The 13,741-nt window shown below is 67.6% G+C and carries 15 protein-coding genes; 3 read left to right on the plus strand and 12 right to left on the minus strand.

Annotation, left to right across the window (positions count from 1 at the left end):
- Positions 1–24 precede the first annotated feature (24 nt).
- A complete protein-coding gene (locus QFZ83_RS17365; protein ID WP_306877338.1) occupies positions 25–1,164 on the plus strand; it encodes a substrate-binding domain-containing protein in 1,140 nt (379 codons plus the stop codon).
- A gap of 72 nt (positions 1,165–1,236) precedes the next feature.
- On the opposite strand, the gene QFZ83_RS17370 is transcribed toward QFZ83_RS17365, so the two are convergent.
- The 10 genes from QFZ83_RS17370 to QFZ83_RS17415 all read right to left on the minus strand — a co-directional run bounded on the left by QFZ83_RS17370 (position 1,237) and on the right by QFZ83_RS17415 (position 10,395).
- Positions 1,237–2,463 carry an ROK family transcriptional regulator gene (locus QFZ83_RS17370; protein WP_013540711.1) on the minus strand — a complete coding sequence of 409 codons (1,227 nt, stop codon included), beginning with the start codon at positions 2,461–2,463 and terminating at the stop codon, positions 1,237–1,239.
- Positions 2,456–3,253, minus strand: a complete 798-nt coding sequence (locus QFZ83_RS17375) for an ATP-binding cassette domain-containing protein (protein WP_306877339.1) — start codon at positions 3,251–3,253, stop codon at positions 2,456–2,458. The genes QFZ83_RS17370 and QFZ83_RS17375 overlap by 8 nt, the downstream gene beginning before the upstream one ends.
- On the minus strand, positions 3,253–4,218 hold the full coding sequence (locus tag QFZ83_RS17380; protein WP_013540709.1) for an ABC transporter permease: 966 nt from the start codon (positions 4,216–4,218) through the stop codon (positions 3,253–3,255). Before QFZ83_RS17380 ends, QFZ83_RS17375 begins: the two co-directional genes overlap by 1 nt.
- 30 nt (positions 4,219–4,248) lie before the next feature.
- Positions 4,249–5,262 carry a sugar ABC transporter substrate-binding protein gene (locus QFZ83_RS17385; protein WP_307508468.1) on the minus strand — a complete coding sequence of 338 codons (1,014 nt, stop codon included), beginning with the start codon at positions 5,260–5,262 and terminating at the stop codon, positions 4,249–4,251.
- A gap of 137 nt (positions 5,263–5,399) precedes the next feature.
- Complete coding sequence (locus tag QFZ83_RS17390; RefSeq protein ID WP_306877344.1) at positions 5,400–6,602, minus strand: MFS transporter; 1,203 nt, start codon at positions 6,600–6,602, stop codon at positions 5,400–5,402.
- Positions 6,602–7,714, minus strand: coding sequence for a chorismate synthase (gene aroC, locus QFZ83_RS17395; protein WP_306877346.1), 1,113 nt, complete (start codon positions 7,712–7,714; stop codon positions 6,602–6,604). The genes QFZ83_RS17390 and aroC overlap by 1 nt, the downstream gene beginning before the upstream one ends.
- Before the next feature lie 32 nt (positions 7,715–7,746).
- Positions 7,747–7,944, minus strand: coding sequence for a hypothetical protein (locus tag QFZ83_RS17400; protein WP_307508470.1), 198 nt, complete (start codon positions 7,942–7,944; stop codon positions 7,747–7,749).
- A gap of 47 nt (positions 7,945–7,991) precedes the next feature.
- Positions 7,992–9,563, minus strand: coding sequence for an MFS transporter (locus tag QFZ83_RS17405; protein WP_307508472.1), 1,572 nt, complete (start codon positions 9,561–9,563; stop codon positions 7,992–7,994).
- Entirely contained in the window at positions 9,560–9,961 is a 402-nt protein-coding gene (locus tag QFZ83_RS17410; protein ID WP_307508475.1) for an SRPBCC domain-containing protein, read from the minus strand. Before QFZ83_RS17410 ends, QFZ83_RS17405 begins: the two co-directional genes overlap by 4 nt.
- Positions 9,928–10,395 carry a helix-turn-helix transcriptional regulator gene (locus tag QFZ83_RS17415; protein WP_306877355.1) on the minus strand — a complete coding sequence of 156 codons (468 nt, stop codon included), beginning with the start codon at positions 10,393–10,395 and terminating at the stop codon, positions 9,928–9,930. Before QFZ83_RS17415 ends, QFZ83_RS17410 begins: the two co-directional genes overlap by 34 nt.
- A 178-nt stretch (positions 10,396–10,573) precedes the next feature.
- Between QFZ83_RS17415 and QFZ83_RS17420 the strand changes: the two genes are divergently transcribed.
- Positions 10,574–10,996 carry a cupin domain-containing protein gene (locus QFZ83_RS17420; protein ID WP_257859067.1) on the plus strand — a complete coding sequence of 141 codons (423 nt, stop codon included), beginning with the start codon at positions 10,574–10,576 and terminating at the stop codon, positions 10,994–10,996.
- Between the two features lie 82 nt (positions 10,997–11,078).
- The gene (locus tag QFZ83_RS17425) at positions 11,079–12,017 is read left to right on the plus strand and encodes a DUF2167 domain-containing protein (protein ID WP_306877357.1); all 939 of its coding nucleotides are present in this window, start codon (positions 11,079–11,081) and stop codon (positions 12,015–12,017) included.
- 74 nt (positions 12,018–12,091) lie between these two features.
- Here the strand turns inward: QFZ83_RS17425 and QFZ83_RS17430 are convergent, their stop codons facing one another.
- Together QFZ83_RS17430 and QFZ83_RS17435 are read right to left on the minus strand one after the other, a co-directional pair.
- Positions 12,092–12,880 carry an enoyl-CoA hydratase/isomerase family protein gene (locus QFZ83_RS17430; protein ID WP_307508478.1) on the minus strand — a complete coding sequence of 263 codons (789 nt, stop codon included), beginning with the start codon at positions 12,878–12,880 and terminating at the stop codon, positions 12,092–12,094.
- 1 nt (position 12,881) lies between these two features.
- Positions 12,882–13,712, minus strand: a complete 831-nt coding sequence (locus tag QFZ83_RS17435) for an SDR family NAD(P)-dependent oxidoreductase (RefSeq protein ID WP_307508481.1) — start codon at positions 13,710–13,712, stop codon at positions 12,882–12,884.
- Positions 13,713–13,741: the final 29 nt, after the last annotated feature.

Here is a 13,741-nt window from a genome sequence, read left to right on the forward strand (position 1 = left end):
TCACCGCAACGACTGGAGACAAGCATGAAAAAGAAGAGTGAGAAGAGTGTGGTTCCCGCGCGCGCCGTCGCGGCCGCCGTGCTGGCGCTGTGCGCCGCCGCGCTGGCACCCAAGGCGATGGCCGACGACTTCCTGGATGCCGCCAAGAAGAAGGTCGAGATCGCCACCATGACCAAGGAGAAGTGGGACGGCCCCACCACCGGCCCCAAGGCCGCCGCGGGCAAGACCATCGTCTTCGTCGCGGGCGACATGAAGAACGGCGGCATCGTGGGCGTGAGCAAGGGCGTGGAGGAAGCGGCGCGCGCCATCGGCTGGACGGTGCGCGTCATCGACGGCCAGGGCACGGTCAGCGGGCGCACCGCGGCACTCAACCAGGCGCTGGCCGTCAAGCCCGCGGGCATCGTGGTCGGCGGCTTCGACACCACCGAGCAGAAGGCGGCGTTCGCTGGCGCGGCCAAGTCGGGCATTCCGCTGGTCGGCTGGCACTCGGGCGAGCAGCCCGGGCCGAACGACAAGGCCGGCCTCTACGCCAACGTGACCACCGTGACCGACGACGTGGCCGACGTCGCCGCCTCGTGGGTGGTGGCCGATTCGGGCGGTAAGGCCGGCGTGGTGATCTTCACCGACTCGCAGTACGCCATTGCGCTCTACAAGGCGCGCGCCATGGAGGCGGTCATCAAGAAGTGCGGCGGCTGCACCGTGCTGAGCTTCGAGGACAGCCCGATCTCCGAAAGCTCCACGCGCATGCCGCAGCTCACCACTTCGCTGCTGCAGCGCTTCGGTGACAAGTGGACGCACTCGCTGGCCATCAACGACCTGTACTTCGACTTCATGGGCCCCTCGCTCACCGCGGCGGGCAAGAAGGGCGACGGATCGCCCAAGGCGGTGTCGGCCGGCGACGGCTCCGAGGCCGCCTACCAGCGCATCCGCACGCAGCGCTACCAGGCCGGCACGGTGCCCGAGCCGCTCAACATGCAGGGCTGGCAGATCGTCGACGAACTGAACCGCGCGTTCGCCAAGGAGAAGTGGTCGGGCTATGTGCCCAAGGTGCACCTGGTGACGACGGGCAACGTGGGCAAGGACGGCGGGCCGAAGAACGTGTTCGATCCGGACAACGGCTACCGCGCGCAGTACAAGGCGGTGTGGGTGCCCGCGCCGAAGTAGGCGCCATCGGTGGTGGCGGAAAGGGCCACGCCGCCAGCGAAGCTTTCGCTTCGCAAGGTCTGCAGGCCGCGCTCAGGCCGCTTTCAGGAACACGTCGTGGTCGGGCGCGAAGTTGGCGTGCAGCGGCAGCATCGCCCCGCCGAGCGCACAGGCCTGCGCGCCTACCCTGCCACCATGCAACTGCGGAGGCCATAGCCCTTCCCAGTTGCATTGCGCGAGCGCGGCGCGCGTCTGATCGAGCAGCGCCTGCAGCAATGCGCGCGACATGGAACCGTCCATCACCACGTCGGCCAGATCGAGCACCGCGGTGCTGCTGACGATGGCGTGCGCCAGTGCCAGCGATGCGGAGCCGAGCCAGGCCTGCGTCGCGGCGGCAAAAGGCGGCTGCAGCGCGCGGTCGTCGTAGGCAGCGGTGGGATCGAGCCCTTCGCCTTGCAGGCGCTGCTCCAGCTCCCACAGCGAGGCCTCGGCCATCACCTGCGGCGGCAGTGCGCCATCGGCTCGCACCGACTGCATCGGCAACGAAGCCAGCGCGCCCGCGTTGCTGTGCGCGCCCGTGTGCAGGTGCGAGTTGATGACCAGTCCGCCGCCCACGAAGGTATCGACGAAGATGTAGAGAAAGCTCTTCAGGTCGTGCCCGCGTCCGCCGACCAGTTCGGCCACGCAGGCGGCTACCGTGTCGCGCGCGAAGCTCACCGGCACCTCGGTGCGCGCCCGCACTTCGGCCAGCAGGTCCATCTGGTTCCACTCGTCCGACTGCGCCTTCGAGAGGCCCAGCGTGCGATGCCAACCGCCGAGCAGGAACGGCGCGGCCAGGCCCACGCCGACATTGCGCGCGGCCAGCGGGCCGAGCCCATCACGCAGCCGATGGATGTGCTCGGCAATCGCCGGCAGCAGCGCATTCGCATCGGGGAAGTCGTAGCTCATCGCATGGCGCTCGCGCACCTGCGCGGTGAAGTCGATCAGCAGCCACTCCGCGCCGCGCCGCCCCACCTTGATGCCGACGGCGAAGGCGCCATCGGGGTTGAGCGCCAGCGGCACCGAGGGCTGCCCGATGCGCCCGCGCACCCGGCTCTGCTTGACGATGAGTTGGTCTTCCTCGAGCCGCGCAGTGATGAGCCCGATGGTCTGCGCGCTCAGTCCGGTCAGCCGCGCGAGGTCGGCCTTAGGCAGGCTCGTGTGAACGCGCAGCGCCTGCAGCACCACGCGCTCGTTGAACTGGCGCATGCCGACCTGGTTGGAGCCGCGCGGACGCAGCAGGTCGGGCGGACGCGCAGAAGAAACTTCTGCATCAGGCATGCGTCTCCGCGGGCAGTTGGTCGGCAGTCATGGCACCGGTCATCACGGCCACCGTGTCGCTCATGCTGATCTTCTTGGGGTTGAGCACCGCCGCGCGCTTGCCCAGCCGCGCGACGTGAATGCGATCGGCCACCTCGAACACGTGCGGCATGTTGTGGCTGATGAGCACCACCGGCAGGCCGCGGTCGCGCACGCGGCGGATGAGCTCGAGCACCATGTTGCCCTCCTTCACGCCGAGCGCCGCGGTCGGCTCGTCCATGATGACCACGTGCCGCGCAAAGGCCGCGCTGCGCGCGACCGCCACGCACTGGCGCTGTCCGCCCGAGAGGGTTTCGACCGCCTGCGTCATCGACTGGATGCCGACCTTCAGGTCCGCCATGCGCGCTGCGCTTTCCTGCAGCATCTTCTTCTTGTCGAGCATGCGCAGCACGTTGCCGAGGAACCCGGGGCGACGCAGTTCGCGGCCCAGGAACAGGTTTTCGTAGATGGTCATCGCAGGCGCGACGGCCAGGTCTTGGTAGACCGTCTCGATGCCCGCACGCCGCGCATCGAGCGGATTGCGAAAGTGCACCGGCGCGCCGTCGAGCAGGATCTCGCCCTCGTCGGGAATGGTCGCGCCCGAGAGCGCCTTGATGAGCGAGGACTTGCCCGCGCCGTTGTCGCCGATCACCGCGAGGATTTCGCCCTCGCGCAGTTCGAAGTCGACACCATCGAGCGCGGTGACCTGGCCGTAGCGCTTCACGAGGCCCTTGGCCTGCATGACGATCTTTGGGTTGGCTACGGTGTTCATCAACGTGCTCCCTTGCGCGAGAGTTGATCGGCCGCCACCGCAAGAATCACGAGCACGCCCGTCACCAGCACCTGGTAGATCGACGACACGCCCATCAGCGTGAGCCCGTTGCGGAACACGCCCACGATCAGCACGCCGATCAGCGAGCCCAGCACGATGCCGCGGCCGCCGAAGAGGCTGGTGCCGCCGAGCACCACAGCCGTGATGGCGTCGAGGTTCTCGGTCTGCCCGGCGTTGGGGTCGCCCACGCCGGTGCGCGCCACCGACAGCAGCGAGGCGATGCCATACAGCACGCCCGCCGCCACGTACACGCCCAGCAGCACGCGCTGCGTCGGAATGCCCACGAGGCGCGTGGCCTCGGCGTTGTTGCCCACCGCATAGATGTGGCGGCCCGCACCCGTCTCGCGCAGAACGAACCACGCGAGCCCGTAGAGCGCCACCATCAGCACCGAGCCCCACGCCACTTCGGCGCTGCCGATGGCGAAGGTGGTGCCCAGACCGGTGAGGCCGGCGGGCAGGTCGGTGATGGTCTGCGACGACGAATAGAGCTGCGTGATCGCGAACGCGATGTTCAGCGTGCCCAGCGTCACGATGAAGGGCGGCAGCTTGATGCGCGTGACCAGCAAGCCATTGATGAGCCCGAAGAGCGTCGTCACGCCGATGCCGCAAAGAATGGCGATCGGCACGGGCATGCCGAGCTCGGTCGCGAACTTGGTCATGATGATCCCGCCCAGCGCCATCACCATGCCGCACGACAGGTCGATGCCGGCCGTGAGGATGATCAGCGTCTGGCCGATGGCGATCACGCCGACCACCATCACCTGCTGCAGGATGAGCGACAGGTTCTCGCCGGTCAGGAACCGGTCGGACTGCGTCGCGAAGAAGATGCATGCGCCGAGCAGGGCCAGCCACGGCCCCAGGGCGCCCCACGGAATGTGGTGCGTTGCTGCTGCGGATTTCGCCATCGATGTGTTCTCTCTGGGACTACCCGCCGCTTACTTCTTGCCCCAGCACAGTTCGGCGCCGGTCTTGGTGTCCTTGCTGTCGACGCCCGCCACGCTCTTGCCGGCGATCAGCGTCACGCCGGTGTCGACGTAGCCCGAGGCCTTCTTGCCGGTCTTGGCGAACTCGACGCCCGCGGCCACGCCCATGGCGGCCATCTTCAGCGGGTACTGCTGCGAGGTCGCGGCGATGATGCCGGCGTTGGTGTCCTTGATGCCTTGGCAGCCGCCGTCGACCGAGACGATCAGCACGCCCTTCTCCTTGCCCGCGCGCTTGAGCGCGTTGTAGGCACCGGCCGCGGCGGGTTCGTTGATGGTGTAGACCAGGTTCACTTCGGGCGCTTTCTGCAGGCAGTTTTCCATCACGGTCTGCGCCTTGGCCTGGTCGCCGAAGCTGTCGGCCATGCAGACGATTTCGGGCGCCTTCGAGAGCTCGTTCGACTTCGCATCGTTGGCCGCGAGACCGAAGCCCTTCATGAAGCCGTTGTGGCGCTGCGCGCCCACCGGGTGGCCCGGCAGCAGGTCGAGCGCGACGATCTTGGGCGTCTTGCCGGCCATCGCGGCCTTGGCGTATTCGCCGATCAGGACGCCGGCGGTGTAGTTGTTGGTGGCGAAGAGCGCATCGGTCGCATCCGGCGGATCGGCCGGGCTGTCGAGCGCGATCACCATGATCCCCTTGTCGCGCGCCTTCTTGATCGCCGGCACGATCGCCTTGGCGTCGCTCGGCGTGATGAGGATGGTCTTGGCGCCGGCCGCGATCATGTTTTCCATCGCGGTGATCTGGCCCGCGTTGTCTCCGTCGGCCTTGCCCGCGCCGGAGAGCAGCTTGGCGCCGAGCTTCTTGGCTTCTTCCTGCGCGCCCTCTTTCATCTTCACGAAGAAGGGGTTGGTTTCGGTCTTGGTGACGAGGCCGATGACCGGCTCGCCGGCAGCGAAGGCCGTGGATGCGGCGACGGAAAGGATGGCGAGGGCCAGGGTGGAGCGGCGGCGGCTGCGCGAACTGAACATGGTTGGTCTCCTTGGCAGGCAATGCGCCTGTGGCTTGTTGAACGGGGCCAACTATGTTTCAGGGAGCCGACTAAATCAAGTGCTTGTAGTTATCGGAAACCCGCACTCGCGGCGCACCGCGAACAGCCGCTCGCCGCTCAGCCTTGCACTGTCAAGCCGCTTCGTTCGACCTGCTCCAGCTTCACCACGCGCCATGCGCAAAGGCTGCCCACCACAGCCAACACCGCCGCCGCGGTGAACATCGCCCGATAGCCAAATTCCTGCGCCACGGCCCCACCAAGCAGCACACCCAGAACCCCGCCGAACCCATAACCGATCACCGTAAAGAGCGCCTGCCCTCTCCCCCGCAACCGCCCCGGAAAGCGCCGCGACACCACGGCGATGCACGTCGTGTGATGCGCCGCGAAGCTCAGCGCGTGCAGCCATTGCGCGACGACCAGCGCGCCAATGAAGCCACCCAGCCCCGCGGTGAGCCCCAACCGCGCGACCGCGGCGATGCTGCACACCAGCATCCACCGCGGCATCGGCAACAAGCCGATGAGGCGGCCCTGCAAAAAGAACCACACGATCTCCGCCACCACCGACAGCGCCCACAGGAGGCCGATGGTGCTCTTGCCGTAGCCGATGGAGTCGAGGTACAGCGAGAAGAAGGCGTACACAGAGAAGTGCGACATCACCTGGAAGAACAGCGACGCGAAGAACCACCGCACCACCGGGTTGCGCAGCACGGGGCCGATGGGCTCCTTGATGGCGTCGTGCGCAGCCACGGGCTCGCGCACGTCGGGCAGCTTCATCGTCGCGATGAGCACGATGGCCAGCGTGCCGGCCGCCCAGGCCGGAAAGTGCTTCATGCCGAAGCGCTCGAACCACTCGCCCGCGAAAAACACCGTGACGAGGAAGCCGGCCGAACCGCAGAGCCGGATGCGCCCATAGCGACCCCAGTCGCCGGCCACCAACTGCGCCATGGCCGCTTCGGTGAGCGACATCATCGAGCTGGTGTGGGTGAACATCACGAGCAGCACCAGCGCAAGCCACCACGCGCCGCCGTGCCACCAGAGTCCGAACGAGCTGACCAGCGCCACGGCCGCGCTGAAGCGCAGCAGCATCACGCGGTGGCCGGTGTGGTCGCTGAGCGCGCCCCAGGCATAGGGCGCAAACACGCGCGTGACCGACTGCACCGAGGCCAGGAGGCTGATCGTGAAGATCGGCAGCCCCAGGTCCTTGAGCCACAGCGGCAGGTACGGATTGAAGAAACCGATGTGCGCGAAATAGCTGGCCGACAGACCAGCGAATGCCAGCAGGTGGCCGCGCTGAGCGACCACGGGTGGCAGGGCGGACACTAGAGGAAAGACGCCTGCGGGGACGCGGCTTCGGTCTTCTGGGCGTCGGTCTGCACGTCGCCGCATTGGGCGCGGTTGCGCAGCACGTGCTCCATCACCACCAGCGCGAGCATCGCCTCGGCAATCGGCGTGGCGCGGATGCCCACGCAGGGGTCGTGGCGGCCCTTGGTGACCACCTCGACGGGGTTGTTGTTGACGTCGATGGACTGGCGCGGGCTGATGATCGAGCTGGTGGGCTTGATCGCGATGCTCACCTCGAGGTCCTGCCCCGAGCTGATGCCGCCGAGGATGCCGCCCGCGTTGTTGGTGACGAAGCCGGTCGGCGTGATCGAGTCGCCATGCGTGGTGCCGCGCTGGGTGACGCTGTCGAAGCCCGCGCCGATTTCCACTGCCTTCACCGCGTTGATGCCCATCATCGCGTAGGCGATTTCGGCATCGAGCTTGTCGAAGAGCGGTTCGCCAAGGCCGATGGGCACGTTCGTCGCGGTGACGCGGATGCGCGCGCCGCACGAATCGCCGGCCTTGCGCAGGCGGTCCATGTAGTCCTCCAGCGCGCTCACGTCGGCGATGGGGGCGAAGAAGGGGTTGTGGGGCACGTGGTCCCAGCTCTCGAAGGGAATCGCGATTTCGCCGATCTGCGTCATGCAGCCGCGAAACACCATGCCGTATTTTTCGGCCAGCCACTTCTTGGCGACCGCGCCGGCCGCCACCATGGGCGCCGTGAGCCGCGCCGAAGAGCGCCCGCCGCCGCGCGGATCGCGGATGCCGTATTTCTTCCAGTAGGTGAAGTCGGCGTGGCCGGGGCGGAACTGCTGGGCGATCTGCCCGTAGTCCTTGCTGCGCTGGTCGGTGTTCTGGATCAGGAGGGCGATGGGTGTGCCGGTGGTCTTGCCTTCGTACACGCCGGAGAGGATCTGCACCGCGTCGGGTTCGTTGCGCTGCGTGACGTGACGGCTGGTGCCGGGGCGGCGGCGGTCCAGATCGCCCTGGATGTCGGCCTCGCTCAATGCCATGCCCGGGGGGCAGCCGTCGATGACGCAGCCGATGGCCGGGCCGTGCGATTCGCCGAAATTGGTGACCGCGAAAAGTGTTCCGAAAGTGTTGCCGCTCATGGCCGGGATTATCCCTACAAAGCGGCCGCCCCTCAGTTGGCCGTGCTTTCGGACGCGCCTTCGAGGCGCTTGGCGAGCGTGCCCAGCTGCAGCTCGATGGAGAACAGCCGCTCGTTCAGCACGGCCGTCTGCAGGCGGATGGCCTCGACGATGGCCTTGGTCTGCGGGTCGGTGGTGTTCTCGGCCAGCTCCGCCAGGTCGTGCAGCTTCTTGCGCAGTTCGTTGCTCATGGAAGGCTCCGGTGGTCTCGTCGTGGAAGCCCCAGTATGGGTGTTCGTCAGCGCTCCGGCAATGCGGCGGCACCCGGTGTCTGAGGGGCATTGGCCCCCCCTGCCCCGCGCAACCGGAAGGCGACGAGCCCGGCCACGACCAGCAGCACGGCCGCGCAGATGCCGGCCGTCAGGCGCAGGCCGTGCAGCAGCGCGGCGCGGCCCGCGTCGAGCAGTTCGGCGCCCGCGCTCCCGGAGAGCTGGGCCGCCAATGCGACCGCGCCGCCCAGCGTGCTGCGCGCCGCTTCGACCTCGGCCGCACCCGCCAGCCCCACGGGCACCGCGTCGGCCATGGTGCTGCGATAGATCGCCGCGCCGATGCTGCCGAGGATCGCGATGCCCAGCGCCCCGCCGAATTCGGAACTGGTTTCCGAAATGGCCGAAGCCACGCCGGCCCGCTCGGGCGGCGCGCTGCCCACGACCACGTCGGTCGCGAGCGTGAACACCGGCGCGAGGCCGAGCGAGGAGATGACCGCGCTGGCCACCAGCCAGGCGAGCCCACCTTGCGCGGAGGACGCGGGTAACACGACGAGCATCGCGAACCCCAGCGCCGCCACTGCCAGTCCGCCGCCCATCACGTAGGCCGGCCGCATGCGCCGCACGAGCGCCGACACGACCATCGACCCCACGATGAAAGCCCCCGCCCCCGGCACGCTCCAGAGCCCCGCATGCAGCGGCGACAAGCCGAGCACAAGTTGCAGGTACTGCGCGTTGTAGAGAAAGAGCCCGAACATCACGAAGCACGCCAGCATGTAGGCCGCGAGCGAGACGGTGAAGGCCGGCAGGCGAAAGAGCTGCAGGTCGATCATCGGATTCGCGAGCCGCTTCTGCCGCCGCGCGAAGACCCAGCCGAGCACGACACCCACCGCGATCGACAGCGCCGGCACCACGTCGGGCCCGTGCTCGGCGATCTGCTTGATGCCGTAGATGACGGCCAGCACCGCACCCAGCGACAGCGCCACGCTGGGCAGGTCGAGCCGCGCCGCCTCAGGGTCGCGGTATTCGGGCAAAAGGATCGGCCCGAGCACCAGCAGCAGCAGCATCACCGGCACGCCGATGAGGAACACCGAGCCCCATGGAAAGAACTGCAGCAGCACTCCGCCCACCACCGGGCCGATGACGGCGCCGGCCGAATAGCTCGATATCCACACGCCGATGGCCACGGTGCGCTGCGCCGGATCTAGGAACATGTTGCGGATCAGCGAGAGCGTCGACGGCGCAAGCGTCGCCCCCGCCACGCCGAGCAGCGCGCGCGTGGCGATGAGCATGTTCGCGCTGGTGGAGAACGCCGCCAGCACCGACGCGATGCCGAACGCGGCAGCGCCGATCAGCAGCAGCCGGCGCCGTCCGATGCGGTCGCCCAGCGTGCCCATGGTGACCAGCAGGCCCGCCACGAAAAAGCCGTAGATGTCGACGATCCAGAGCAACTGCGACGCCGTGGGCTTGAGCTCCTCGCTGATCGCCGGAATCGCGAGGTTCAGCACCGTGAGGTCCATCGAATAGAGCATGCACGGCAGCGCGATGACGGCCAGGCCGGTCCATTCGCGCACCGTGGCGCGGGCGGGCGTTGCCGCGCTCATGGGGCGGCGCTGCCGTGCAGCCAACGGTCGAGCTTGACGAGCGCGCCGCTCCAGCCTTGTTCGTGCGCGTTGCGCGCGGGCTGGTCGAAGAACTGCTCATGCATGAGCACGAGTTCGCAGCCGTCGCTGTTGCCGTCGCCGTCGGGCTCGATCTGCACCGTGACGCGCGATTCGCGCTCGGGCGTGCTGCGCCAGGCCCAACTGAAGACGAGCTTGCGGTTCGGCACGATCTCCAGATAGGTGCCGCTCACGTCGTGCGTCTCGCCGTCATCGGCCAGCATCGTCACGCGAAAGCGGCCGCCAACGCGCAGGTCGATTTCCACGAGCGGCACCGAGACGATCTCGCCCGGGCCGAACCAGAGCTTCAGCGCTTGCGGGTCGGTCCAGGCGCGCCACACTTTGTCGGGTGCGACGCGGTAGTGCCGGCGGAGGGTGAGCGAGGGGCGCTCTTGTTCTTCGGTGTCTCGGTCGGCAGGTTTTGCCATTCGGTCTCCTCCTGGTGGTAGAGAAAGCGCGCCAGTGCATCGAGGCGCCCGGTCCAGAATTTCTCGTAGCGCGACAGCCACACGGCGGCCTCTTGCATGGGCCGGGGCGAGAGTTCGCAGCGCACGATGCGGCCCTCTTTCGTGCGCGAGATGAGGCCGGCGTTCTCGAGCACGCGCAGGTGCTTCATGAAGCCGGTCAGCGACATGCCGTGTGGCTCGGCAAGCTCTGTCACGCTGAGGCTGCGCTCGCCCAGGGTTTCGAGCACGGTGCGGCGCGTGGAATCGGACAGCGCGGCGAAGACGGCGTCGAGGGTCGCGGCTTCAGGAGGGGCGGTTGGGTGAACCATGCGGTTGAGTATGGAAAGCGCCCACCAAGGCGTCAAGGATTGACCCCAGCCGTGAGAGCGCGCGGAGATCAGCGCGCAGAAAGTCACGGATGCCTTCGCCCACAAACCAAAGACCTCGGCTCAGGAACGCTTTATGCGTGCTGCGGCGCAACACAACCACCCTGCGAAGGAGCGCCCCATGCTGGACCGTACCGCCACCCAGTTCTCCCACGTCAAGCCCGGTGACACAGAGTTCGTCTCGGGGGGCCTGCGCGATTTCTTCCTCTACCGCGACCTGGGCGTGGCCGAGGCCACCAACGGCAAGGTCATCGCGCATCTGGTCAAGGCCAACATGGCACCGGAAACGGGCACCGGCTGGCACCGCCACGAGGCGGACTTCCAGATCGTCATCATGCTCAAGGGCTGGGCCCGCTTCATGTACGAGGACAAGGAAACGCTGGTCGAGGCCGGCGACGTGGTGCACCAGCGGCCCGGCATCCGGCACTTCCTGTTCGACTATTCGCCCGACATGGAGTACCTGGAGATCGTCTCGCCGGCGGACTTCAAGAGCATCGACGTCGAGCCGGTGTGCGAGATTCCGCCGCCCACGCCCTGGCCCTGAAAACGCACTGTTGGGCGCCGGGAAGGGCGCCGATAAACTCCTCGCGTCTCACAAAAACCGACAACAACCGAGGAGAGAGAACTTGCGTATTCATACTGCCCGCCTGACGGCCGGCTTGCTGCTCGCGTGCGCCCTTGCGGCCACCAACACCGGCAACGCCGCATCACCGACCACTTCAACGGCTCCGGCCACTGCCTCTACAGCGAACTCGCTGGAAGCCGAGCAGGAAGCCGCCTTCAAGGCCGCCAAGGCCGTGCAGAAGGCCGGCCCCGCCGACATTCCCTTGCGCGACCAGGCCCACTTGAAGCTGCCGGCCGGCTACATCTGGGTGCCGACGCCCGCGGCCGCGCAGCTCATGCACAGCATGGGCAACCGCACCGACGACACGTTCATCGGCGCGATCTTCCCCGCCAACGACGACGCCGACTGGATGGCCGTCGTCAAGTTCGTGAAAGAGGGCTACATCAAGGACGACGACGCGAAGGACTGGAACGCCGACGACCTGCTGAAAAGCCTAAAGGAAGGCACCGAGGCCGCGAACGAAGAGCGCGCCAAGCGCGGCATCCCGGGCATCGAGGTCACGGGCTGGGCGCAGAAGCCGCAGTACGAGGCCGGGACGCACCGCCTCGTGTGGTCGGCCCTCTCGAAGAAGAAGGGCTCCACAGGAGACAACCAGGGCGTCAACTACAACACCTATGCGCTGGGCCGCGAGGGCTACCTGAGCCTGAACCTCATCACCAACGCCAAGGACCTGGACACCTACAAGCCCGACGCCGCCAAGCTCTTGGCCGCGCTGCAGTACGACGACGGCAAGAAGTACGCGGACTTCAACTCGTCCACCGACAAGGTCGCGGCCTATGGCCTCGCCGCGCTGGTGGCCGGTGTTGCGGTCAAGAAGCTGGGCTTGTTCGCGCTCGCGCTGGCGTTCCTGGCCAAGTTCGCGAAGATCGCGGTCGTGGCCGGCGGCGCTGCGATCTGGGGCATCGCGAAGGTCTTCAAGAAGAAGACCCCCGAGGCCTGACAAGCGCCGAAGCGTCGGTGCCAGGCATGGCGAAGCTGCTGCCGTCAGGCCGCAGCCTGCCCGGCGGATGAACCTCAGCGGCCCGTGAAACGCGGCGCCCGTTTCGCGACAAACGCCGCCACGCCTTCCCGCGCATCCGCACTGCCCGCGCGTTCGTGCAGCAGCTTCTGCTCCATCGCGAAATGCGCTTCGATCGGCCGGCTCGGCGCACCGCTGCACAGGGCCTTGATGCCCGCGAACGTCGCGCTCGCACCAGCGGCCAGCCGCATGACCAGCGCCTCGGCTGCAGCAGCGAGCTCCGCATCCGGATACACCGCATCGACTGCACCCGTCGCGAGACAGCGCTGGCTGTCGATGGGATCGCTCAGCATCAGCCATTGCTGCGCCCGCACCGGCCCCACGCGGCGCGACAGGAAGTACGAGGCGCCCGCATCGGGCGAGAGGCCGATGGCCGCATAGCCCGTGCGCAGCTTCATCGACTCCGCCGCCAGCACGAAATCCCCGCACAGCGCGAGCCCCACGCCCGCGCCGCCCGCCGGACCATTCACCGCAATGACCAGCGGCGCCGGGCTCGTCACCAGGCGCAGCAACGCGGGATGAAGCCCGTCGAGAATTTCATTCACCAGTTCGGGCAAGCGCTCGCCGGCCGCGACGAACTCGTCGATGTCGCCGCCCGCGCAAAAGGCCTTGCCCTCGCCCGTCACCAAAATGGCACGCGGCTTCTGTTCGAGCACCTCGTCGATGGCGCGGACCAGCACGCGCAGGCTGGTCGATGTCAGCGCGTTCGCGCTGCCGGGCCGCTTCAGCACGATGCGGCCGACGTCGTCGCGTACGCCCCAGGCGATGCCTTCGACGGTGTCCATATCAGATGCCGGTCAAGCCGCCGGTGCACATCAGCGTCTGACCGCTCACATAGTCCGACTCGGGCGCGCACAGCAGATACACGGCACCGGCTGCTTCCTCGGGTGTGCCGCCGCGGCCGAGCGGAATCGACTGCTCCATCATCGCGAGTAGCCCGGGGTTCACGCCGACCTTGATCTCGCGGCCCTCGATGTTGGCCGTGGCCGCATCGGCGGTGCTCGCGGTCAGTCGGGTCTGGATGAAGCCGAACGCCACGCAATTGACCGTGACGTTCATGCGCCCCCATTCCTTGGCGAGCGTCTGCGTCATGCCGACGATGCCGGCCTTGGCGGTCGAGTAGTTGGTTTGCCCGGCATTGCCGAAGAGCCCGGCCACCGACGAGATGTTGACCACCTTGCGCACAACGCGCTGGCCGGCCTCGCCCTCGGCTTTGGAGAGCGCGCGGATCACCGGCTGCGCTGCGCGCAGGATGCGGAACGGCGCGGTGAGGTGCACGTCGATCATCGCGTACCACTGCTCGTCGGTCATCTTCTGAACGACGCTGTCCCAGGTGTAGCCGGCGTTGTTCACGACGATGTCGAGGCCCTTGTATTCGCTCACCGCGGTGCCGACGAAGCGCTCGGCGAAGTCCGGTGCCGAGACGCTGCCGACGCAGGCCACGGCCTGCCCGCCCGCGGCGCGGATGGCCTCGACGGTTTCTTCGGCAGGTTCGGCATCGAGGTCGTTGACCACGATGCGCGCGCCTTCGGAAGCGAGCTTGAGCGCGATCGCACGGCCGATGCCGCGGCCCGAGCCGGTGATGAGGGCGACCTTGCCTTCGAGCTTGAGTGTCATATTGATTTTTTCTTTCGTTGGAATGGATC

This window comes from Variovorax sp. W1I1 (assembly GCF_030815625.1).
Taxonomy (GTDB): Bacteria; Pseudomonadota; Gammaproteobacteria; order Burkholderiales; family Burkholderiaceae_C; genus Variovorax; species Variovorax paradoxus_C.